Origin of the sequence: Pseudoalteromonas sp. P1-7a (genome assembly GCF_001401855.1) — a bacterium.
In the GTDB taxonomy this organism is placed as follows: domain Bacteria; phylum Pseudomonadota; class Gammaproteobacteria; order Enterobacterales; family Alteromonadaceae; genus Pseudoalteromonas.
In genome coordinates this window covers 20,964-41,121 of record NZ_LKDU01000036.1, presented here as the reverse complement: position 1 = coordinate 41,121, position 20,158 = coordinate 20,964, and the positions used below count along the sequence as shown (strand labels likewise).

The window sequence follows — 20,158 nt, the reverse complement described above, 5'->3', positions numbered from 1 at the left end:
GTGGGCGCATAGCTCAGCTGGATAGAGTACCTGGCTACGAACCAGGCGGTCGGAGGTTCGAATCCTCCTGCGCCCACCACTTTCATAGATAAGCCGACATAAGCGTCGGTTTTTTTGTGCCTGAAATAAAGTAAAGCGTAGATATAGATAAAGTAGCTTACTGCGAACCAAGCAGTCTGAGGTTCACTCTTAGAAGAGACGTCCTGCGCCCATCACTTTCAAACATATGCCGACATTAAGTCGGTTTTTTTGTGTCTGAAATAAAGTAAAGCGTAGATATAGATAAAGTAGCTTACTGCGAACCAAGCGGTCAGAGGTTCACTCTTAGAAGAGACGTCCTGCGCCCACCACTTTCAAACATATGCCGACATTAAGTCGGTTTTTTTGTGCCTGAATTTTGAGAAAGCTTTCAGCTATCAGCTATCAGTTAAGTCAAGCAAACACCCCTGCTAAAAATTTCAGCGTAGACGTAGAGCTTGCTCACGTTAGAAGCGCAGCGCCTCTTAACCTCTTTGTGAATCATTAGTCTTAAAAAGTAACAGGACAAAGAGAAGTAAAAGAGGAATAAATGAGAAGCCTAAAACCATTCACTGCTCTTTAACTTAAGCTGTGGTATTTTAAACGCCTAGTTTAAAAGGATCTTGCTGTATGTTTAAAGCCGTATTTATCACCTTTGTATTATTATTTAGCAGCTTACTTAATGTAAGCGCTAAGCAAAGCGAAGCGCAAAATTCCCCCGTTGTTGGCGCTGCTCAATACAAACATTATTTGCCGCAGCTACAAAATAAACGTGTTGGGCTTGTGGTAAACCAAACATCACTTGTTGCTAACACGCACTTGGTCGATGCTTTACTCACTAAAAATATAAACATAACTAAAACTTTTGCACCTGAGCATGGCTTTAGGGGCGATCACGATGCCGGTGCCCATGTTAAAAATGCAGTTGATAGCAAAACCGGTATCCCGCTTATTTCTATTTATGGCAAAAACAAAAAGCCAAGCGCCGAAGCCCTTAGCAATGTAGATGTTATTATTTTTGATATTCAAGATGTGGGCGTACGCTTTTATACCTACATAAGTTCTATGCATTACATGATGGAGGCCGCAGCGGAGCAAGGTATTAAATTTATTGTGCTTGATAGGCCAAACCCCAATATTGCCTACGTTGATGGGCCCATACTTGAGCGCCAATTTAAATCGTTTGTAGGCATGCACCCAATCCCCGTGTTGCACGGTATGACGGTAGGCGAGCTTGCAAAAATGATCAAAGGCGAAAGCTGGATCAATAAAGCGGCTGATTTAAAGCTGACGGTGATCCCGGTTGATCATTACACGCGCTCAACATCCTATAGTTTACCTGTAAAACCCAGCCCTAACTTACCGAACGATCAATCAATTGCGCTTTACCCGTCGCTGTGCTTTTTTGAGGCAACGCCAGTAAGTATTGGCAGAGGCACCGACTTTGCGTTTCAGGTAATGGGCTATTCGCCCGTTGCGCTTGGGGATTTTAGTTTTACTCCACGCTCTATTAAAGGTGCAGCTGCAAACCCTAAATTTAAAAATATCATGGTAAAAGGGCTCGATTTACGCACAGCAGACACGCGCGGGCTTGATTTAAGTTACTTGATTACGGCTTATAATCAATTATCTAAAAATAATATTACCTTTTTTGAACGCGCTGATTTTATGGATAAACTGGCTGGCACTAATAAACTACGTTTAGCTATTGAAGCAGGGCAATCAGAGGCACAAATAAAGCAAAGTTGGGAGCAAGGGCTTGCAGCATTTAAAAAGCAACGCGCGCCATATTTACTGTACAACTAAGGGTTATAAATGGCGTTAGTAATAAACACAACAACAAGCACCTATTTTAAAGCCACCTTATTAGCAATTACGGGTCTTTTACTTGCAGCGTGTAGTAGTAACAAGGCTAATAATTTTAAAGAAAGTGAGCTTAAACAAAGTAAATTAGTAACGCTTCCAAACGCCCAAGTTATTGCCACTTTTCCTGAGGCTAACCCAAGCAGCCGTGAATACGTAAATAACCGTGGCACATTTAAAGCGTACAAAGGGCGAGGGCAGTTATTAATTCAAAATAATAATGCAATAAGCGCCGATATTTTTATAAACAACCAAAAGCTTAATATTACCAACCAACTAGCCGAGAATACTTTATACGAGTATTCGCTCGCAAGGCGCACTCATAACGGGGTAAACACATTTAAAGTTGAAAATATTAAGCCTAAAGGCGCAAGCCTTACTTTACGCTTTGAGTTTCCTACGTTAAATACTGCCGTGCAAAGTAATATAGACTTTAGCCAAGTAGATGCCTTGATAGAAAAAGACGTAAAAGCAGGTTTTCCAGGGGCGGTATTGGCCGTTGTAAAAAGTGGCGAACTCATAAAGCTTAGCGCCTATGGCGATGCCAAGCAGTACCAACAAAGTGATTTAATGCTACTACGCCCAGAGCCAATGCAAACACACACTTTGTTTGATTTAGCCTCTAACACTAAAATATTTACCACTAACTTTGCCCTTATGAAACTAGTAAGCGAAGGGCTTTTAAATATAAACAAACCCGTGCAAAGTTACTTACCCGAATACAAAGGTGAAGGGCGCGAGCTGCGTACAGTAAAAGACTTACTCACACATACCGCGGGTTACCCGCCAGTGTTTGATTTTCATCGAAAAAGCACTAAAAATGGCGAGGCGTATTTTTCACAAAATAGCCAAACCACAAAGCAGCTGTTACTGACGCAAGTACCGCTGAGCAATAAATACCCCGCACAAGCCGTTTACTCCGATATTGATTACATGATTTTAGGCGTACTGGTCGAGCGCATAACCAAGCAACCACTTGATGACTACCTAGAGCAACACATTTACGCCCCACTTAAACTAACCAATACGGTATTTAACCCACTTAAAAAGGGCTTTAAACGCGCTGAATTTGCAGCTACCGAGCTTAGCGGTAATACCCGCGATGGGCGTATAGAGTTTGATAATATTCGCACTAATGTTTTGCAAGGCGAAGTGCACGACGAGCGGGCATTTTACTCGTTTGATGGCGTAGCAGGGCATGCGGGTTTATTTAGTAATGCGCCCGATTTAGCGGTGCTTTGCCAAGTGCTATTAAACCAAGGTGGTTTTGGCAATACCCAGTTGTTTAGCGCATCAACCTTAGCGCAGTTTTTAACGCCACAATTAAACAACGAAACCTACGGCCTTGGTTTCAGGCTTGCAGGTAACAATCAAGCTAGGCGTTGGCACTTTGGCCCTTACGCAAGTGCACAAGCGTATGGCCACACTGGTTGGACGGGCACAGTTACGGTTATTGATCCAACCTACGATTTAGCCATTATTTTATTGACCAATGCGCGCCATACACCAATAAAAGGTACCCAAAAACATTACCAATTTTTGGGCAAACAATACGAGACCGCGCAATATGGCTCGGTGGTATCGCTTATTTACGAAGCACTACTAAATCAATAAATTATCGTTTAGGTTAAAATGGCCTAAGTGCAGTACCTTAAGTGATTTATTTGCAGGTGACTTAACTAAGCCAATCCATTAAGCTAAGCGGTTTACAAATTCAGGCCATATTTTTAAAACGGCTTGCAAAATAAGCGTTTCAACGTGAATAAGCGAACGCACTTCGCTATTAATAAAGGTTAATTTATGTCTTGGTATTCTATATTACCGCCGCTCATTGCTATCGCCATCGTGTTTTGGCGAAAAGAAGTAATAATGGCACTTTTGGTGGCCGTGGCTTCATCAGAACTTTTACTCGCAATACAAGGCGAGGGTAATACCTTATTTGCTACATTTTTAAATACCATTGAGCGCATAATATCGGTAGCCAGCTCGCCAGGTAACACCCGCATTTTAATATTTAGTATTATGATTGGTGCCTTGCTTGCCTACATTCGCGAATCAGGTGGCGTAGCAGCCACCGTTAATATGCTAATGAACAAAGGCATTGCAAAAAGTAAGCGCCAAGTAGGCTTTTTAACCATGTTTACCGGCATCGCGGTATTTATAGAATCAAACCTAAGTGTATTAACCTCTGGCATTGTATCGCGCGGCCTGTTCGACAAATTTAAAATGAGCCGAGCGCGTCTTGCTTACATTATTGATAGCACCAGTGCACCGGTATGTATTTTAATATTACTTAACGGCTGGGGCGCATTTGTGCTGGGGTTACTTGGCAATTATGAGCTAAGCGAATCGGCAGTTTCTATTTTATGGGGCAGCGTAGGATATAACTTTTACGCCATTATCACCTTAGTCATTGTGTTTTACACCATCGCGTTTGATAAAGTACACGGCCCAATGAAAGAGGCCGAGCAAAAGCTAGAGCTGCAAAAAACCGACCTAAAAGAAGAAGTAAAAGGCTCTAAAGCGCGCTTTATGCTAGTGCCACTGCTTACCTTAATTGTAAGCATGGTAGGCTTTATGTTTTACACTGGTAACGGAGTATTAGCAGAAGGGAGCGGCTCTAAATCAGTATTATACGCAACGGTGCTTGCCATTATTGTTGCCTACGTTTTAATGATCAGCTCGCGCCAATTTACCCACCATCAATTAGTAGACACCGGCTTTAAAGGCATGGGCGAGCTATTACCATTGGTAAGTATTGTATTGCTTTCACTTACACTGGGCGCAAGCTTAAAAGAGCTAGGTACCGGCGTATTTGTCGCATCGCTAGTAGGCGACTACTTACCCATTTACCTAATTGTACCTGTGCTGTTTTTAACAGGCGCGGTTATGTCGTTTACTACGGGTACATCGTGGGGCACATTTGCCATACTCATTCCTATTGGCGTACCACTTATTCAAGAGCTTGGCCTACCGCCTTCACTTGTAGTGGGTGCTATTTTGGGGGGGGGCATATTTGGCGATCACTGCTCGCCTATATCCGACACCAGCGCCGTATCGGCTCTTGCCTCGGGTTGTGACTTACTCACCCACGTTAAAACACAGCTACCGTACGCATTATTTGGCGGCGCACTCACGTTTATAGCGTACTTAGTAACAAGCATAATTGTGTTATAAAAACGTATTGTAAATACTGAGTTTTAATTAATTATAAAATGCCTTAAAAGCCTGCAAATATGCAGGCTTTTTTAGGGCATAAAACAAGGATTGTTAAAATGAAAAATAAAGCTTTTGTCCTTTTTAGTTTTTTATTGTTTTTGAACTCATGCTTTTACCAAGAAAGTGAAACAGAGCAATCTAATAGGTTAGCAAAAACATACCAGCTCGATATTAAAGCTGGCGATACTCGTTTATTTTTCCCTGAACAATTTTTAGGAGTTGGAGGCAACCCACCTACACTTGAAATGCAAAGCACTTCTTTGAAGGATTCTTCAGAGTCACTTGATGGTATTGAAACCGCGTTGGAGGTTTATCCTGAAGGTTTTGTTTCCAAATTTATTAATGCTATTTATATTTCAGGGCCTATGCTTATTGAGGGGGCTGAAGCGGGGGGAACATATTCAAGAAATTCTATAATATTATCAAATATCTCAGATAAGAACGGTACTAACTTCAATTATGAAAATTCGTTACGGGGAGTTCATCACGAGCTCAGTTCTTTAATTTATTTACGCTCCCCTTTTGTTAATATTGCATGGCAAGGTCTGTTGCCTGAAAGTTGGAGTCCTGCTTCCTCAAACTATGAGGCGTTAACGCAAGATAGAAATATGGGGCCTGATTATAAAAATGGCTTTCTATCTACCTACGGTAAAACTAATATTGAGAACGACTTTAATATTTATGCTGAATTTGCTTTTGCTGAACCTGAAAAATTACGGGGACTTGCTGCTAAGTATCCAACTATAGCTAAAAAGCTGAGTTTATTTATTACTGCGTATACGCAGGTTTTTCCTGAATACCAGCAGGGCTTCGAAGAATATTTTACTAGAACAGGTTTAAGTGATGTTGCTGTAGAACCTGAGAATGTAGAAATGACGATTCATTTGGACTTGAGTAGCGTTAAGCCGCAAATCATCAGATAACGTAATTTGGTGCTGACCTTACGTTTTTAGCATACTTAGTAACAAACATAATAGTGTTATAAAATTTGATTATTTAAATACTCAAAGCCTGCTTAATCGCAGGCTTTTTATTAGGGATCATCGAATATGGATATTAATTATTAAGTGAGTAATCAACGTTTACAAAAGGCCATTCGTTTTTAATCCATGTTTCAACGTTCGTTTTTAATTCGGTAAAAAGTGGTGTTGCAATATGCTCTTTAGCGACCCAACTAAACACGGTGGCGTCAAACTTATCACTAGCGGCACCTGAAATGTAAATGCAGCCAATCACTTTCGTTTTATTGTTATTTATTACATGGAAAGTAAAAGACTCTTTATTATCAAATGCGATTAAATCATTTTCTAATGTTTGTGTGTTTTCATCCAAAGTAAAGTTATCAGCAGGCCATGTTGTGCCTAAGCTATTTTGAATAAACTCCCGAGCAGACATAAGTGCTTTGTAATCGAGAACTGTGTATTTAGGGTTTACTTTAACTAAGGTAAAGTTTTCAAAGCGCTTTTCAACCGGTACTACAAATACGTTCTTCACTAAAGCCTCAGCCTGCACAAACGAGCAGTAAAATGTATAAATTGCAAAAAAGAGTAAAAGTAGCTTTTTCATATTTCTTTCTTAAATTTAAACTAAAAGTTAAATAAAATTATACCTTTACAACGCATACATCCAAAGAACTAAAATAACGTACATAAAAAGTGGATATACCTTCTGTAAACAAGAACCCAAATGAGACTGACTGTTTTCTAACTTTTATTGAGCACTGCTCGAAGCTTTAAATAATGATGAGGGATAAAAATAGCTATTTTTAATCTCCCCTCAGTGCAGCGCGAAGCGCCTCTGTGTTCTCGGTGGTAATTTATCTAAATTACCACCAACATTAACTGAGCTAAACCACCTAAGCCCCACACTGCCTAACTCCAGCACCCGCATGTTTAAGTGCTACAATCTGCCCTTTACCGTTATGCGCCATAGCCAGCATATCACCCGTATTTAGACCACTTTCTACCGCATGTTTACCCTTTAAATCACTGAGCAGTGATTGCTTAATTTGTACCAGTACCTCGTCATTACAGCTGGCTATGAACCAGTCGTTATCAACCTTTACGAGCGTGCCGTATTCTATGTGGCGTTGTTGGTGTAAGCGTAAGTTATTGGCGTGTTGAGTGTCGAGTGCATGTTTTTGCTCGGTAATAGCGCTTGTGTAACTGCCTGATGGGGTTATTTCGTGAGTTTTTATAATTGAGTAGTCGTGAATGTCTATAGTCTTAAATGAGCTGTTAAGCACGGTTTTTGGCGCGTGAATAACGCCATTGCTGCTATCAAACACAATAAATGCGAACACGCCCAGTGCGCAGGCGAGGCTTGCAAGCTGTAGTGTAAAGCCGAACTTTTTAGGCTTTGTGTGCGTGGCTTTATTAAGTAACGCTTTTTGCTGCGAAGCAGTGAGTGTGGTGCGTGCTTTTCGCTCTTTGTAGTGTTGAGTGAGCTTTTGGTCAAACTGCTCATCAGGCTTGTTCATTGTTTGCTCCTAATAAACGTTTAAGGTTTTGTTTGGCATAGCGCAAGCGCGTTTTTACGCTTTCATGGTTGCTTTGGGTTATAAGCGCTATGTCGGTAAGGCTAAAGCCTTCTTGTTGCAAGGTAATGGCTTCGCGTTGTACAAAGCTTAGCTGTTTAAGTGCACTATCGAATGCTTGATAACTTATATTGCTAATGTGATTGCTTTGCTCATTTTGCTGCGCGGGTAGATGAGTGTTTTCGTCAAGCTCTACAAAGCGCTGCTGTTTGCGGTATTCGTCTATGAGTGTGTTGCGCGCGAGTTTAAATAACCAGGCTTTTGGCGTGGTTTGCGCTTGGTAAAGGTGGCGTTTTTCGATTACCTTTAGCCATATTTGTTGGCTTACGTCGTATGCTAAATGTGTATTAGATTGCGTTACTAGGTAGTGATATAAATCGTTACTGTATAAGGCAATAAGCTGCTCTAAGTGACGATTGTCGCCACTTTTTGCGTAGCTTGCCATGCAATCCTTGCTTGGCGTTTCAAATAACCATGACTTAATACTTAGTAGCATAGGCTCATCGCTTTTATTGTTGTAATTTAAAATCGAGCTGTACGGTTTGACCTGTTTGTAATTGTGCCACACCTTCAATTACTTTGGGGCGATATTTCCAGCGTTTAATGGCTCTTATTGCTTCGCGGTCAAAGGTGCGTTTTGGCTCTGCGTTAATCACTACTGGGTTTATTACTTCGCCGGTGGGCGAAATGCTAAAGCTAAGTTGTACCCAGCCTTCAATGCCATCGCGAGCAGCAGATGTTGGGTATTTAGGGTTTATGCGCACTATGGGCGTTGCATCCCCAGTAGGGCGGCTAATGGTGCTATTTATATCATCACCAAAATCGTCAATAGTGACCGGCATTACTTCGTTTATAGCAATTACAGGGTCGTTTGCGGTATCTATGGGTGGTGCCTTAGGCGGTGTTTTTGGTACCGGCGGTGGCGGCTGTATTTTTGGTTTTTGATTTACTTGTGAATCCTCTGGGACTTGAAAAATCTCTACAATAATATCGCCGCCGGGTTTAATAGGTGCGCGCTGCTCGCCAGATATTAAATATTGCATAAACGCAAAAGCCGCAAAGGTCATTACTGCGCCGCCAATTACGGCGGTTGATGTTTTAATAAATGCTGAGTTATTGGGTACTTCAAGTGTGTGCATAAGCCGCTCCGAGTAAACTTATTTGGGTTATTTAAAAGCTATAACGGGGGGCAAATCAAAAAGGGGTTAAATAGTTTTATAAAAATTGCGGGGTTTAGTTACAATAGCGTTTTGTATTCTTTTACTTATAAATTTTTAGGCTGTTATGCAACTCATACAAATAGATAAAGCACGTTACCGTAAGCATTTAAATCGGGTAATTGTAGGTTGTGCAGCGGGTTTAGCTGTTGGCAGCTTGGCGATATCGCAAACATTAATTGCGCTATTTCCTGATGAAAGCGGGAGCCATTTTCATTGGAATTTAACCGGTGTTGTTATAACTAGTTTGGCGATTGGCTGGCTGTTAAATAAATACCGTACCCATAGTTTTATGACCGAAGTAGTGTACGTGTGGGAGCTAAAACAATCGCTTAATAAAATAACCCGCAAAATGCCAAAACTAAAAGCAGCAGGGCGTGAAGGTAATGCCGATGCACTGTTAGCGATTCATTATAGTTATGCGGGCTCGCGGCTTTTATGGCAGCTTGACGATAACACCATCACCATGGACGAGTTAGCTATAAAACAAGCAGAGCTTGATAGTGTGGCGAGTAAGTATAACCTGACTTTAAATGCCGATGACTATAATGAGTCTATATTAAAACAGTTTTAAGCCTAGGTTATTAAATTAGCGAAAGGAGCTCTAATGAAAAAAGTACTTATAGTGTGTTTAGGTAATATTTGCCGCTCGCCAACAGCAGAGGCGGTGTTAAAAGCGCGCGCTAAAAAATTAGGTGTAGAGGTAAAAGTAGACTCGGCAGGGACTATTGGTTATCACGAAGGTAAAACACCAGATAGCCGTTCAATGGCTGCTGGAGAAAAACGCGGTTATAGCTTTAAAGGAATTTTTTCGCGCCCAGTGCGCAGCAGCGATTTTACTGAGTTTGATTTAATTTTAGCAGCCGACACACAAAATTTAGCTGATTTAAAAGCAAAGTGCCCCACCCATTTACATTACAAGCTGGCATTGTTTTTAGAATACGGCGAGCAAAGCCAAAGCGCCATACCCGACCCATACTACGGCGGCGATGACGGCTTTGAAAATGTGCTCGATTTAATAGAAGCCGCCAGCGATAAAATACTCGCAAAGCTTTGAATAAAACTACCTGAACAAAAAAGACGCGATTTAATACCTTGCGTGTTATCTGGCTATTTTAAAGTCGAGCTGTACTTGTGTACTTGCAACTACAGGTTGGCCGTTTTCAAATTTTGGTGCATAACGCCACTTTTTAAGTGCGCTAAGTGCCGACCTTTCAAACTCTTTACCCCCTTGTGAGCTAACTACCTCTGGGTTTTTAACAAAGCCTGCGGTATCTACGTCAAATTCAACAACCACGATGCCGTCTCGCATTTGGCGCGCTTTGTTTTTACATTAATAAGCTCAAAACACAATTGTGAAGTAAATTTAAAATAGCAAAGCAGAGTTTGATTGTCACCTTTTTAGGTAAGTGCAGTCGCTGTTCAAGGCTGTACTTTTATTACGAGTAAATATTGAAAACAGTGGCTGCCGTCGCCATATATTTGCCATAAACTATGTTGTACTACGATCTAAATTTAAACGTTTGTGATATTATCACCTCATGGTGTCGTAGTTATTTAATTATTTGGATTTGTCGTGGCGCAAGTAAGAGCAAGAGCCCAGCTAAATGTTGGCAAAAATAGTGATATTCCCGCAGAAATAGTGTCTTTTAGTGGCTTAAAAGACGGCCAAGAACACGTTGCATTTGTGTTTAACAATGCCGACTCACAGCAGTCTGTGCCGCTTATTCGCATGCACTCTGAATGTTTAACCGGTGATGTGTTTCATTCATCGCGTTGCGATTGCGGCGAGCAGCTAAATGAGTGTATTGAAATGATGCACGAACAAGGCGGCGTGTTATTGTATTTGCGCCAAGAAGGCCGTGGCATTGGTTTATATAATAAAATTGACGCTTACGTACTGCAATCACAAGGTATGAACACCTACGAGGCTAACAATCACTTAGGCTTTGCCGATGACTTGCGTGATTTTTCGGATGCGGTATTAATGCTTAACGCACTTAATTTAAACCACGTTAAATTAATGACCAATAACCCTAAAAAGCTTAATGCATTAAAAGATGCTGGCATTGAAGTAGATACGGTTATTGGCACCCATGCGCACATTAAAGCAGGGCTTACAGGTAACAAAGCGTACCTAGAAACCAAAATTAAACACGGCGCGCATATGTTAGATATTAAAAAAATTAAAAAACCTTAACTATTTAATCATGTAGTGTCTGTTAATCCCCCCACACGCCAAGTTATACTTGGCGTGTTTTGTTTAATCTAAGAGCCAGTATGTCTAACGAATTACGAATTTTTAAAGCCGATGCCGGGCTAAAGTGGTTTAAAGCCGGTTGGCATATTTTTAAAACCCAGCCATTTACTTTTGTAGTTATGCACTTATTAATAGGCATAGTTGGCTTACTGTCGTTATTTTTACCTTTACTGCAAGTTGTAGCAGCTCTTGCTACGCCTTTTTTAACCGCCGGTTTTTACCAAGCGGTACTTAGCAAGCAGCAAGGCGGTAAAATTATGCTGGCCGACATACTTAAACCTTTTAGCGCAAAAGGAAACCGTTTAGGGCTATTACGTTTAGCGCTTTACCAAATGGGTGCGGGTATTTTAATGGCCTTGTTAGCCAATGGCTTATTTGCTGATGCCGTGGCTATTATGAGCCAAGAAGGACTTGATCCTAACGTTGCGCTTGAGCAAACCTTAAATAGTATTTCGGGTGCAAGCGTGGTGCTATTTTTAGTGGCAATGGCGGTATACTTAATGGCGTTTGCTTACGCGGTACCGCTTATTTATTTTAGTAAAGAAAAGCGTATTTTAACGGCGCTCAAAAATTCATTATTAGTTTTTTACCATAACTTATTTGCGCTAAGTGTGTTTGGCATTATTTGTATACTATTTATGGCGCTTTCTATGTTCTTATCGTTCTTACCGCTGTTGATTTTAATGCCAATTTGCTACATTAGCTTTTTTGTATCTTATCAGGCTATTTTTATGCCAGTTGTACCGCCAAGTGACGACAGTAACATTAAGCCACTTAGCAGTGAACAAAGCGGGCGCTTTGACGCTTAATGGATGATAAGTTAAAGCAAAAGCTTAAAAACTATGTACTGTGGTTACTTGGGCGCCAAGAGTATTCGCGCCGCGAGTTAACCTTTAAGCTTCAACAAAAAGAAGCCAGCGACGAGTTTATAGAAACCCTGCTTAATTGGTGTGAAGAGCACAATTTTATTAACGAGCAACGCTACTGCGAAGGGTTTGTTAGAAAACACATTTTTAAAGGCCATGGCTTAAAGCGCATTCAAAGCGAAGCCATAGGCAAAGGGATTGACCGTTCACTACTTGAAAGGGTGGTTGAAGAGCTTGAAATAGACTGGTTTGAGCTTGCGCAGGAAGCGTACAACAAAAAGTATTCCACTACACCGGCAAACCTCGAGTATAAAGATAAGGCCAAGCGCGTGCGCTACTTAATGTACCGAGGATTTAGCTACGATGAAATTGATTTTGCAATGCAAGCACAGTAAATACAGGTGAGATTTTCACATGCAGCACATGACTACGGCACAACTTAGGCAACAGTTTTTAGACTTTTTTGCCAGCAAACAGCACCAAATTGTCCAATCGGCTTCACTTATTCCGGGTAACGATGCCACGTTGTTATTTAACAATGCCGGCATGGTTCCTTTTAAAGATGTGTTTTTAGGCGCCGAAACTCGCCCTTACACGCGTGCTACAAGTGCACAGCGTTGTGTGCGTGCAGGTGGTAAACATAACGATTTAGAAAACGTAGGTTACACAGCGCGTCACCATACATTTTTTGAAATGCTAGGTAACTTTAGTTTTGGCGATTACTTTAAACAAGACGCTATTAAGTTTGCGTGGGAGTTTTTAACAGAGGTTGTTAAATTACCACAAGAAAAACTACTTGTTACTATTTACCACGACGATGAAGATGCATTTGGCTTTTGGCACAACGATATTGGCCTAAGCGAAGATCGTATTATTCGTATTGCTACCTCAGATAACTTTTGGTCAATGGGTGATACTGGCCCGTGTGGCCCATGTTCTGAAATATTTTACGATCACGGTGAGCACATTTGGGGTGGTCCTCCGGGCTCGCCTGAAGAAGATGGCGACCGCTTTATCGAAATTTGGAACCTGGTATTTATGCAGTACAACCGTCAAAGCGACGGGACTATGGAGCCGCTGCCTAAACAATCTGTTGATACAGGTATGGGCCTTGAGCGTATTGCTGCCATTTTACAAGGTGTGCATTCAAACTACGAAATCGACTTGTTTCAAGGCTTAATTGCAGCTGCGGCAAGCGTAACTAACGCACAAGACATGAACGATAAGTCACTTCGCGTAGTGGCGGATCATATTCGTTCGTGTGCGTTTTTAATTTCTGATGGTGTTATGCCATCAAACGAAGGCCGTGGTTATGTACTTCGTCGTATTATTCGCCGTGCTGTTCGCCATGGTAACAAGCTTGGTGCACAAGGCGCGTTTTTCTACAAATTAGTAGCTGCGCTTATTGAGCAAATGGGCCAAGCCTATCCAGAGCTTGCAAAGCAGCAAGAGATTATCGAAAAAGTACTACGCATCGAAGAAGAGCAATTTGGTAAAACACTTGAGCGTGGCTTAGCTATTTTAGAAGAAAGCCTAAGCGAGCTTAAAGGCGATGTTATTCCTGGTGACTTAGTATTTAAGCTATACGACACCTATGGTTTCCCGGCTGACTTAACAGCCGATGTAGCCCGTGAGCGCCAAATGACAATAGACCATGCAGGCTTTGAAGAGTGCATGGCTGTACAGCGTAAAACAGCGCAGCAAGCGGGTAAATTTGGTGCCGATTACAACGAGCAGTTAAAATCAGAAAAACACACTGAGTTTAAAGGCTACGACAGCACACATCACAGCGCGACAGTAATAGAAGTGTTTGCAAATGGTGAATCGGTTTCTATTTTAGAAGACGGCCAACAAGGCATTGTTGTACTTAACCACACGCCATTTTATGCAGAATCGGGTGGCCAAACAGGCGATACTGGTACCATTACTGTTGCTGGTGGCGAGTTTAGCGTGACTAATACCACTAAATTGGGTAATGCGTTTGCCCACCACGGTAGCGTACAAGGGCGCATTGCGGTTAACGATAAAGTAGATGCCACTATTGATGATGCACGCCGTGAACGTATCAAGAAAAATCACACAGCTACACATATTTTACACGAAGCACTGCGCCAATTATTAGGTGAGCACGTAAGCCAAAAAGGCTCGCTGGTTGAGCCTGATCGTTTACGTTTTGACTTCTCGCACTTTGAAGCGGTAACTAAAGAAGAGCTACGTGAAATTGAGCGTGTAGTTAACGATGAAATTCGTCGTAACTTTGCCTTGAACACTGAGCTAATGGCGATTGATGACGCTAAAGCAAAAGGAGCAATGGCGCTGTTTGGTGAAAAGTACGACGATGAAGTACGCGTAGTCACCATTGGCGATTACTCAATTGAACTGTGTGGCGGTACGCACGTAGAGCGCGCTGGTGATATTGGCTTATTTAAAATCGTATCTGAAAGCGGTATTGCTGCGGGCGTACGCCGTATTGAAGCAGTAACCGGCGCAGATGCAGTAGCCTATGTGAGCGAGCAAGAAAAACAGCTTAACGATGTAGCGGCGCTGGTAAAAGGTGATAGCGCATCGGTACTTGAAAAAGTAACTGCGCTTCTTGAAAAGTCTAAAGGCCTTGAAAAGCAAATTGCACAGCTTAACGATAAGCTAGCCAGTGCAGCAGGTGCGTCTTTACTTGATTCGATTGTTGAAATTAATGGCGTTAAGCTACTTGTGGCAAACGTTGAAGGGACTGAATCTAAAGCGCTTCGTGGCATGGTTGACGACCTTAAAAACAAGATTGGTTCAGGTGTTATTGCTCTAGGTGTTGCCAGTGGTGAAAAAGTGAGCCTAATTGCCGGTGTAACAAAAGATTTAACCGGTAAAGTTAAAGCTGGTGAGCTTGTAAACCACATGGCCGGCCAAGTAGGCGGTAAAGGGGGCGGCCGTCCTGATATGGCACAAGCGGGTGGCTCTCAGCCTGAAAACTTAAACGCTGCGCTTGAGAGCGTGGCTGCCTGGATAAGCGAGAAAGTTTAAGCTTACGTGGCACTTATTGTCCAAAAGTTTGGCGGCACTTCGGTTGGCTCTATTGAGCGAATAGAAGCGGTCGCCGACCTTGTTGTTAAAACGAAGCAGCAAGGGCATCAAGTGGTTGTGGTTCTGTCGGCCATGTCGGGAGAAACCAACCGCTTAATTAATCTCGCCAAGCAAATAGACACTCGCCCGAGTAGCCGAGAACTAGACGTACTAATAAGTACCGGGGAGCAGGTTTCTGTTTCGCTCCTTGCTATGGCTATTATAAAGCGTGGTCATTCTGCTGTAAGCCTACTAGCCGACCAGGTTAATATTCAAACCGATAACATGTTTGGTAAAGCCCGTATTGAAGAGGTGGCTGCGACGCGTTTAAAGCATGAGCTTGAGCATAATCGAATTGCGATTATTGCCGGTTTTCAGGGGCGCGATGTAGAGGGGAATATTACAACCCTTGGACGCGGCGGCACCGATACCTCTGCGGTAGAAATAGCCGCGGCAATAAAAGCCGATGAATGTCAGATCTATACCGACGTTGATGGCGTATACACTACAGATCCTCGTGTAGAACCAAACGCGCAGCGAATGCGCCATGTAACGTTTGCCGAAATGCTAGAGCTGGCAAGTTTAGGCGCAAAAGTATTGCATATTCGTGCTGTTGAGTCGGCAGGCAGGCATAAAATGCCGCTAAGGGTGCTTTCGAGTTTTGAGCCCGATGAAGGAACGCTAATAAGTTTTGAGGAGAGCGATATGCCAACTAAGGTTGTGTCGGGGATTGCATTTAATCGTGACGAATGCTTGATAAAGGTACATGGCGTACCATACTGTGTTCATTCTCTTACAAAAATTTTGAAACTTTTTGCTGAAAATGGCATCGAAATAGATATGATTAGTCAAGTTAATCATAACTTTGAAAAAATAGACTATGCTTTTACTGTGCATTCAAATGACTATTTACAAGCACACGATTTACTTTCTCAACAACAGGTAAATCTGCAGGCTGATAGCATTTCTAGTGATACAACCGTTGCAAAAGTGTCGGCTGTTGGCATAGGAATGAAGTCTCACAGTGGTGTAGCGCATCAATTTTTTGATGCATTGGCGCAAGAAGGCATACACATAGCTTTAGTATCGACGTCTGAAATCAAGGTATCGGTTTTAATTGATGAGAAGTACTTAGAGCTAGCAGTAAGAGCGTTACACTCAGAATTTTTAACAGAAAATGGATAGTTTGGGAGTTTTTACTTACTTTTCAATCAATTTTTCATTAAAATGGTCAAGCGGAATCTTATAATTTATTGGAACATGGGAGCAAGAGAATGCTAATACTAACTCGTAGAGTAGGTGAAACCCTAATGATTGGTGACGAAGTAACTGTTACTGTATTAGGTGTTAAAGGAAATCAAGTTCGAATTGGTGTTAACGCACCTAAAGACGTTTCAGTGCATCGTGAAGAAATTTACATGCGTATACAAGCTGAAAAGTCTAATCCTAATCCGGGCAATGCTTAATCAACACGTATACTTAGCTGAGTAATGCACTTAGCTATACCAAAAGCCACTCACTGAGTGGCTTTTTTGTTTATAAAGTCGCGCATTTCATCAGTTAATACACTGCTAGAAATATATTGCATACCTTTATTATGCTGTACTAGGTAACCGTGGTTGGTTTTAATAATGCGGGTTATTTCTGCCCACTTAAATGTATGGCTTTTATAGTGGTTCTCGGTGCTGATAGCGTCATCGGTAAACGTGAGGGTAACAGTCGATCCCGAAGCACGGCTAAGCATTTGGCGCGTAACCCACCAAGGCCTACGGTAATAAAAGGCAACGCATTCTAAAACACCCAGCATTATTAAAAATGACCCTAGGTAGTGATCGTCCATAACGTAAATACTAATTAAACCTAAGCACACCAGCAATGCCAGCAAAAAGTATTTTGGCTTTGCTGCTTTACTATAAGAGTGGGACTCGTCAAAGCATTCGTAGTAGTAGGGTTTATCGAGTGTGTAAGTGGTGGTGAGTGCCATAATTGCTAATAAATAATAGTTTTCGCTATTTTAGCAAGCTAGTGTAGAAATCACACCCGTTAATATTGGCTATATACTTAAAGAGGTAGAAGCAGCTTTTTGTTTACGCATAAAAAAACGGCTTATTAAAAGCCGTTTTTTTACGTTACCAAGCAGATTAACAGTTAGTTTCTTCTGCGTTAACGCCTTCTTTTACATTTTCACATGCATCTTCAACAGAGTTTTGCACGTCAGTTACTGCTTCATCAATACGCTCACCTGCTTCTTCTGCGTGGTTGTCTTCACAGCCCATCATAAAGAAACCTGCAAATACCGCGATTAGTGCTGCTTTTAAAGTTGTAGAGTTCATAATGTAATTCCTTGTATGTGTTAATTAATTAGTGTTTTAAGTATGTTAGTAGCTACCTGGGCGATTTACCGCGCAGCGCACCTGATACTAAAGAAATCACTAAAAGTACTAAAAAGATAAAGAATATAATTTTTGCTATACCAGCTGCGGCACCTGCGATACCACCAAAACCTAACACTGCAGCGATTAAAGCAATAACTAAAAATGTAATTGTCCAGCGTAACATTGTTTTCTCCTTGGTTATCAAATTCGTTCGAAAGTAATAATGCCAGTTGCGTGCCAGAGTTTAATTTTGTTATTTTTCAGTGTGTTATAGTTTTTTGAGCGAGGGTTATAAATTTAGGATTGGTAAGTTTTACGTTTAACGATGTAACTTATTCACACTATTGTAAAGAGAGTAAAAAAATAAATATTTTATATATGCTGCCTCTTGCTTTCTTGGTAAGACCAATTTACATTTTTAACCACAGTAGGTTTTCCGCTGTTATTTAACTTACTATTTTTTATGACTTTTAAGTTGTTTTGGGTTTAACCATATAATCTTTGCCTATAACGGTTATTTATATCATCTATATCTAAGCTAATTTTACCCTTTATTAGCTATGTTAACTATTGTGACTGTATGTTAGTTTAATTTTAATTGGTTTTACCAATTGACAGGTGGTGGACAAAGTTAAAAGTTTTGTTATCATTCGGTGAATAATTATTTAAATAAAGCGATTTTTTATATCGCTATATAGTGCAGGGGGAGAAAAATGGATATAGGAGCTGTACTCACAACCGCAGGTAGCTTGATGCTTACCGGCATGGTGGGTGTGTTTATATTTCTTTCAATATTGATTGGTGCTGTAACACTTATGTCTAACTTGGTCGCTCGTTTTGATGTGGCTGAAGTTGCAATACCGGTTAAATCACCATCTTTAAAATCTCAAGGTGTGCAAAGCGAGCACATCGCTGCTATTAGTGCTGCCATTGCTCAGTACAAATCAAATAATAAATAAGAGGCACACATGGCTAAATTAAAATTAACAGAGCTTGTTTTACGCGATGCTCATCAGTCTTTACTTGCAACTCGTATGCGCTTAGATGACATGCTACCTATTGCTAGTAAGCTTGATGATGCCGGTTATTGGTCTATTGAGTCGTGGGGCGGCGCTACATTTGACTCGTGTATTCGTTATTTAGGTGAAGATCCGTGGGAGCGTATTCGTGCCCTTAAAAAAGCAATGCCCAATACTAAACAGCAAATGCTATTACGCGGACAAAATTTATTGGGTTACCGCCACTACGCCGATGACGTGGTAGAAAAGTTTGTAGAGCGAGCTCACAAAAATGGTGTAGATGTATTTCGTATTTTTGACGCCATGAACGATGTACGTAACTTAGAAACTGCAATTAAAGCGGCTGTAAAAGTAGGTGCTCACGCGCAAGGTACTATTTCTTATACTGTAAGCCCAGTGCATACGCTTGATATGTGGTTAACCCTTGCAAAACAGCTAGAAGATTTAGGTTGTCACTCTATTTGTATTAAAGATATGGCGGGCTTATTAAAACCATATGATGCTGAGCAACTTATTAAAGGTCTTAAAGAAACGGTCTCAATCCCTATTGCTATGCAGTGCCATGCAACCACCGGTTTAAGTACAGCGACTTATCAAAAAGCCATCGATGCGGGCATTGATATGCTTGATACCGCTATTTCTTCAATGAGTATGACTTATGGTCATTCAGCGACAGAAACCATAGTGGCAATTGTTGAGGGAACCGCACGCGATACTGAATTAGATTTAAACCAGCTAGAAGAAATAGCCGCTTACTTTAGAGACGTACGTAAAAAGTACGCAGCCTTTGAGGGGAGCCTTAAAGGTGTTGATGGCCGTATTTTACTCGCGCAGGTACCTGGTGGCATGTTAACCAACATGGAAAACCAACTTAAAGAACAAGGCGCAGCAGATAAGCTAAATGAAGTATTACTTGAAATTCCGCGCGTGCGTGAAGATTTAGGTTTTATCCCGTTAGTTACTCCAACATCGCAAATTGTAGGCACACAAGCAGTACTAAATGTGCTTACGGGTGAGCGTTATAAAACAATTACCAAAGAAACCGCCGGTGTTTTAAAAGGCGAATATGGTTTAACACCCGCACCTATGAACAAAGAGCTGCAAGAGCGAGTGCTTGATGGTCAGGATGTAATTACGTGTCGCCCTGCTGATAATATTGCCCCTGAACTTGCATCGCTTGAAGCCGAGCTACAAAAAGAAGCGCAAGAGCAAGGTTTAACACTTGCTGATGAGCAAATAGATGATGTGCTTACTTATGCATTATTCCCACAGGTTGGCCTTAAGTTTATTAAAAACCGTAACAACCCAGATGCCTTTGAAGCCGCGCCAAGCGCCGATGACACTAACGCAAAGCCTGCTGCAAAACCTGCAAGTAACAAAGGTGTTAGCGCTGAGCAATACAGCGTTAAAGTTGACGGCAAAGTGTATGATGTCGTGGTTGCGCAAGGTGGTGAGCTTAAAGAGGTAACGCTTAAAGACTCAGAGCATTTACCACAATCTGCATCGGTTGCATCAGGTGAAACACTGAATGCCCCACTAGCAGGTAATATTTTTAAAGTAAAAGTAAAAGCAGGCCAAGCCGTAAACGAAGGCGATGTGGTTGTTATTATGGAAGCAATGAAAATGGAAACCGAAGTTCGTGCAATGCACTCAGGTACTGTGGCTGAGGTCTTAGTATCTGAAGGTGATGCTGTGACAACGGGCGATGCAATTATAGCGATGGCGTAGGAG

General features: G+C 41.5%; 21 protein-coding genes, 1 tRNA gene and 1 pseudogene. 15 read left to right on the top strand and 8 right to left on the bottom strand.

All coding sequences use genetic code 11. The features are described from left to right. Positions 1-2 precede the first annotated feature (2 nt). The 5 genes from AN389_RS17375 (at position 3) to AN389_RS17355 (ending at position 6,023) form a co-directional block, all read left to right on the top strand. A tRNA-Arg gene (locus AN389_RS17375) sits at positions 3-79 on the top strand. Positions 80-648: 569 nt separating this feature from the next. Then, on the top strand, positions 649-1,824 hold the full coding sequence (locus tag AN389_RS17370) for an exo-beta-N-acetylmuramidase NamZ domain-containing protein (RefSeq protein ID WP_055020345.1): 1,176 nt from the start codon (positions 649-651) through the stop codon (positions 1,822-1,824). A gap of 9 nt (positions 1,825-1,833) precedes the next feature. Beyond that, positions 1,834-3,495, top strand: coding sequence for a penicillin binding protein PBP4B (gene pbp4b / locus AN389_RS17365; protein ID WP_055020344.1), 1,662 nt, complete (start codon positions 1,834-1,836; stop codon positions 3,493-3,495). Positions 3,496-3,681: 186 nt separating this feature from the next. Beyond that, the gene (locus tag AN389_RS17360) at positions 3,682-5,058 is read left to right on the top strand and encodes a Na+/H+ antiporter NhaC family protein (protein WP_055020343.1); all 1,377 of its coding nucleotides are present in this window, start codon (positions 3,682-3,684) and stop codon (positions 5,056-5,058) included. A 98-nt stretch (positions 5,059-5,156) separates the two neighbouring features. Next, entirely contained in the window at positions 5,157-6,023 is an 867-nt protein-coding gene (locus AN389_RS17355; RefSeq protein WP_055020346.1) for a hypothetical protein, read from the top strand. Between the two features lie 133 nt (positions 6,024-6,156). On the opposite strand, the gene AN389_RS17350 is transcribed toward AN389_RS17355, so the two are convergent. The 4 genes from AN389_RS17350 to AN389_RS17335 form a co-directional block, all read right to left on the bottom strand. Continuing rightward, a complete protein-coding gene (locus AN389_RS17350) occupies positions 6,157-6,666 on the bottom strand; it encodes a hypothetical protein (RefSeq protein ID WP_055020342.1) in 510 nt (169 codons plus the stop codon). Between the two features lie 289 nt (positions 6,667-6,955). Continuing rightward, positions 6,956-7,579, bottom strand: a complete 624-nt coding sequence (locus AN389_RS17345; RefSeq protein ID WP_055020341.1) for a hypothetical protein — start codon at positions 7,577-7,579, stop codon at positions 6,956-6,958. Next, the gene (locus AN389_RS17340; RefSeq protein ID WP_055020340.1) at positions 7,566-8,132 is read right to left on the bottom strand and encodes a sigma-70 family RNA polymerase sigma factor; all 567 of its coding nucleotides are present in this window, start codon (positions 8,130-8,132) and stop codon (positions 7,566-7,568) included. The genes AN389_RS17345 and AN389_RS17340 overlap by 14 nt, the downstream gene beginning before the upstream one ends. Positions 8,133-8,145: 13 nt before the next feature. Continuing rightward, complete coding sequence (locus AN389_RS17335) at positions 8,146-8,775, bottom strand: energy transducer TonB (RefSeq protein WP_055020339.1); 630 nt, start codon at positions 8,773-8,775, stop codon at positions 8,146-8,148. Positions 8,776-8,920: 145 nt separating this feature from the next. Between AN389_RS17335 and AN389_RS17330 the strand changes: the two genes are divergently transcribed. Further along, positions 8,921-9,427: a DUF3087 domain-containing protein gene (locus tag AN389_RS17330; RefSeq protein WP_055020338.1), complete on the top strand. Its 507-nt coding sequence runs from the start codon at positions 8,921-8,923 to the stop codon at positions 9,425-9,427. Between the two features lie 33 nt (positions 9,428-9,460). Then, positions 9,461-9,910: a low molecular weight protein-tyrosine-phosphatase gene (locus AN389_RS17325; protein ID WP_055020337.1), complete on the top strand. Its 450-nt coding sequence runs from the start codon at positions 9,461-9,463 to the stop codon at positions 9,908-9,910. Positions 9,911-9,955: 45 nt separating this feature from the next. Here AN389_RS17325 and AN389_RS17320 read toward each other — a convergent pair. Then, positions 9,956-10,180: pseudogene (locus AN389_RS17320) on the bottom strand (energy transducer TonB); the annotation flags it as partial. A gap of 249 nt (positions 10,181-10,429) precedes the next feature. Here AN389_RS17320 and ribA point away from each other — a divergent pair. The 6 genes from ribA (at position 10,430) to csrA (ending at position 16,499) form a co-directional block, all read left to right on the top strand. Continuing rightward, positions 10,430-11,053: a GTP cyclohydrolase II gene (ribA, locus tag AN389_RS17315; protein WP_055016555.1), complete on the top strand. Its 624-nt coding sequence runs from the start codon at positions 10,430-10,432 to the stop codon at positions 11,051-11,053. An 80-nt stretch (positions 11,054-11,133) separates the two neighbouring features. Next, complete coding sequence (locus AN389_RS17310; protein WP_055020335.1) at positions 11,134-11,922, top strand: BPSS1780 family membrane protein; 789 nt, start codon at positions 11,134-11,136, stop codon at positions 11,920-11,922. Further along, a complete protein-coding gene (locus AN389_RS17305; protein WP_055016553.1) occupies positions 11,922-12,374 on the top strand; it encodes a regulatory protein RecX in 453 nt (150 codons plus the stop codon). The genes AN389_RS17310 and AN389_RS17305 overlap by 1 nt, the downstream gene beginning before the upstream one ends. A 19-nt stretch (positions 12,375-12,393) precedes the next feature. Next, a complete protein-coding gene (alaS, locus tag AN389_RS17300; protein ID WP_055020334.1) occupies positions 12,394-14,994 on the top strand; it encodes an alanine--tRNA ligase in 2,601 nt (866 codons plus the stop codon). Positions 14,995-15,000: 6 nt separating this feature from the next. Beyond that, on the top strand, positions 15,001-16,218 hold the full coding sequence (locus tag AN389_RS17295; RefSeq protein WP_055020333.1) for an aspartate kinase: 1,218 nt from the start codon (positions 15,001-15,003) through the stop codon (positions 16,216-16,218). Between the two features lie 89 nt (positions 16,219-16,307). Beyond that, a complete protein-coding gene (csrA, locus tag AN389_RS17290; protein WP_004587515.1) occupies positions 16,308-16,499 on the top strand; it encodes a carbon storage regulator CsrA in 192 nt (63 codons plus the stop codon). 50 nt (positions 16,500-16,549) lie between these two features. Here csrA and AN389_RS17285 read toward each other — a convergent pair whose 3' ends face one another. The 3 genes from AN389_RS17285 to AN389_RS20235 all read right to left on the bottom strand — a co-directional run bounded on the left by AN389_RS17285 (position 16,550) and on the right by AN389_RS20235 (position 17,592). Beyond that, positions 16,550-17,017: a YcxB family protein gene (locus tag AN389_RS17285; protein WP_055016550.1), complete on the bottom strand. Its 468-nt coding sequence runs from the start codon at positions 17,015-17,017 to the stop codon at positions 16,550-16,552. Between the two features lie 157 nt (positions 17,018-17,174). Then, entirely contained in the window at positions 17,175-17,366 is a 192-nt protein-coding gene (locus AN389_RS17280) for a hypothetical protein (protein WP_004587517.1), read from the bottom strand. Between the two features lie 52 nt (positions 17,367-17,418). After that, positions 17,419-17,592 carry a DUF1328 domain-containing protein gene (locus tag AN389_RS20235; RefSeq protein WP_002961939.1) on the bottom strand — a complete coding sequence of 58 codons (174 nt, stop codon included), beginning with the start codon at positions 17,590-17,592 and terminating at the stop codon, positions 17,419-17,421. A 529-nt stretch (positions 17,593-18,121) separates the two neighbouring features. On the opposite strand from AN389_RS20235, the gene AN389_RS17275 reads away from it, so the two are divergent. Both AN389_RS17275 and oadA read left to right on the top strand, forming a co-directional pair. Next, positions 18,122-18,367, top strand: a complete 246-nt coding sequence (locus AN389_RS17275) for an OadG family protein (RefSeq protein ID WP_055016549.1) — start codon at positions 18,122-18,124, stop codon at positions 18,365-18,367. 9 nt (positions 18,368-18,376) lie between these two features. Then, entirely contained in the window at positions 18,377-20,155 is a 1,779-nt protein-coding gene (oadA, locus tag AN389_RS17270; protein WP_055016548.1) for a sodium-extruding oxaloacetate decarboxylase subunit alpha, read from the top strand. The last annotated feature ends 3 nt before the right edge of the window (positions 20,156-20,158 follow it).

What these genes read in the sequence shown, in the direction of transcription:
- AN389_RS17355 (WP_055020346.1), top strand. Translation starts at nt 5,157, where the DNA reads ATGAAAAATAAAGCTTTTGTCCTTTTTAGTTTTTTATTGTTTTTGAAC.
- AN389_RS17275 (WP_055016549.1), top strand. Translation starts at nt 18,122, where the DNA reads ATGGATATAGGAGCTGTACTCACAACCGCAGGTAGCTTGATGCTTACC.
- AN389_RS20235 (WP_002961939.1), bottom strand. Translation starts at nt 17,592, where the DNA reads ATGTTACGCTGGACAATTACATTTTTAGTTATTGCTTTAATCGCTGCA.
- pbp4b (WP_055020344.1), top strand. Translation starts at nt 1,834, where the DNA reads ATGGCGTTAGTAATAAACACAACAACAAGCACCTATTTTAAAGCCACC.
- AN389_RS17370 (WP_055020345.1), top strand. Translation starts at nt 649, where the DNA reads ATGTTTAAAGCCGTATTTATCACCTTTGTATTATTATTTAGCAGCTTA.
- AN389_RS17350 (WP_055020342.1), bottom strand. Translation starts at nt 6,666, where the DNA reads ATGAAAAAGCTACTTTTACTCTTTTTTGCAATTTATACATTTTACTGC.
- AN389_RS17285 (WP_055016550.1), bottom strand. Translation starts at nt 17,017, where the DNA reads ATGGCACTCACCACCACTTACACACTCGATAAACCCTACTACTACGAA.
- AN389_RS17330 (WP_055020338.1), top strand. Translation starts at nt 8,921, where the DNA reads ATGCAACTCATACAAATAGATAAAGCACGTTACCGTAAGCATTTAAAT.
- AN389_RS17305 (WP_055016553.1), top strand. Translation starts at nt 11,922, where the DNA reads ATGGATGATAAGTTAAAGCAAAAGCTTAAAAACTATGTACTGTGGTTA.
- AN389_RS17325 (WP_055020337.1), top strand. Translation starts at nt 9,461, where the DNA reads ATGAAAAAAGTACTTATAGTGTGTTTAGGTAATATTTGCCGCTCGCCA.
- csrA (WP_004587515.1), top strand. Translation starts at nt 16,308, where the DNA reads ATGCTAATACTAACTCGTAGAGTAGGTGAAACCCTAATGATTGGTGAC.
- oadA (WP_055016548.1), top strand. Translation starts at nt 18,377, where the DNA reads ATGGCTAAATTAAAATTAACAGAGCTTGTTTTACGCGATGCTCATCAG.
- alaS (WP_055020334.1), top strand. Translation starts at nt 12,394, where the DNA reads ATGCAGCACATGACTACGGCACAACTTAGGCAACAGTTTTTAGACTTT.
- AN389_RS17310 (WP_055020335.1), top strand. Translation starts at nt 11,134, where the DNA reads ATGTCTAACGAATTACGAATTTTTAAAGCCGATGCCGGGCTAAAGTGG.
- AN389_RS17360 (WP_055020343.1), top strand. Translation starts at nt 3,682, where the DNA reads ATGTCTTGGTATTCTATATTACCGCCGCTCATTGCTATCGCCATCGTG.
- AN389_RS17340 (WP_055020340.1), bottom strand. Translation starts at nt 8,132, where the DNA reads ATGCTACTAAGTATTAAGTCATGGTTATTTGAAACGCCAAGCAAGGAT.
- AN389_RS17280 (WP_004587517.1), bottom strand. Translation starts at nt 17,366, where the DNA reads ATGAACTCTACAACTTTAAAAGCAGCACTAATCGCGGTATTTGCAGGT.
- AN389_RS17335 (WP_055020339.1), bottom strand. Translation starts at nt 8,775, where the DNA reads ATGCACACACTTGAAGTACCCAATAACTCAGCATTTATTAAAACATCA.
- AN389_RS17345 (WP_055020341.1), bottom strand. Translation starts at nt 7,579, where the DNA reads ATGAACAAGCCTGATGAGCAGTTTGACCAAAAGCTCACTCAACACTAC.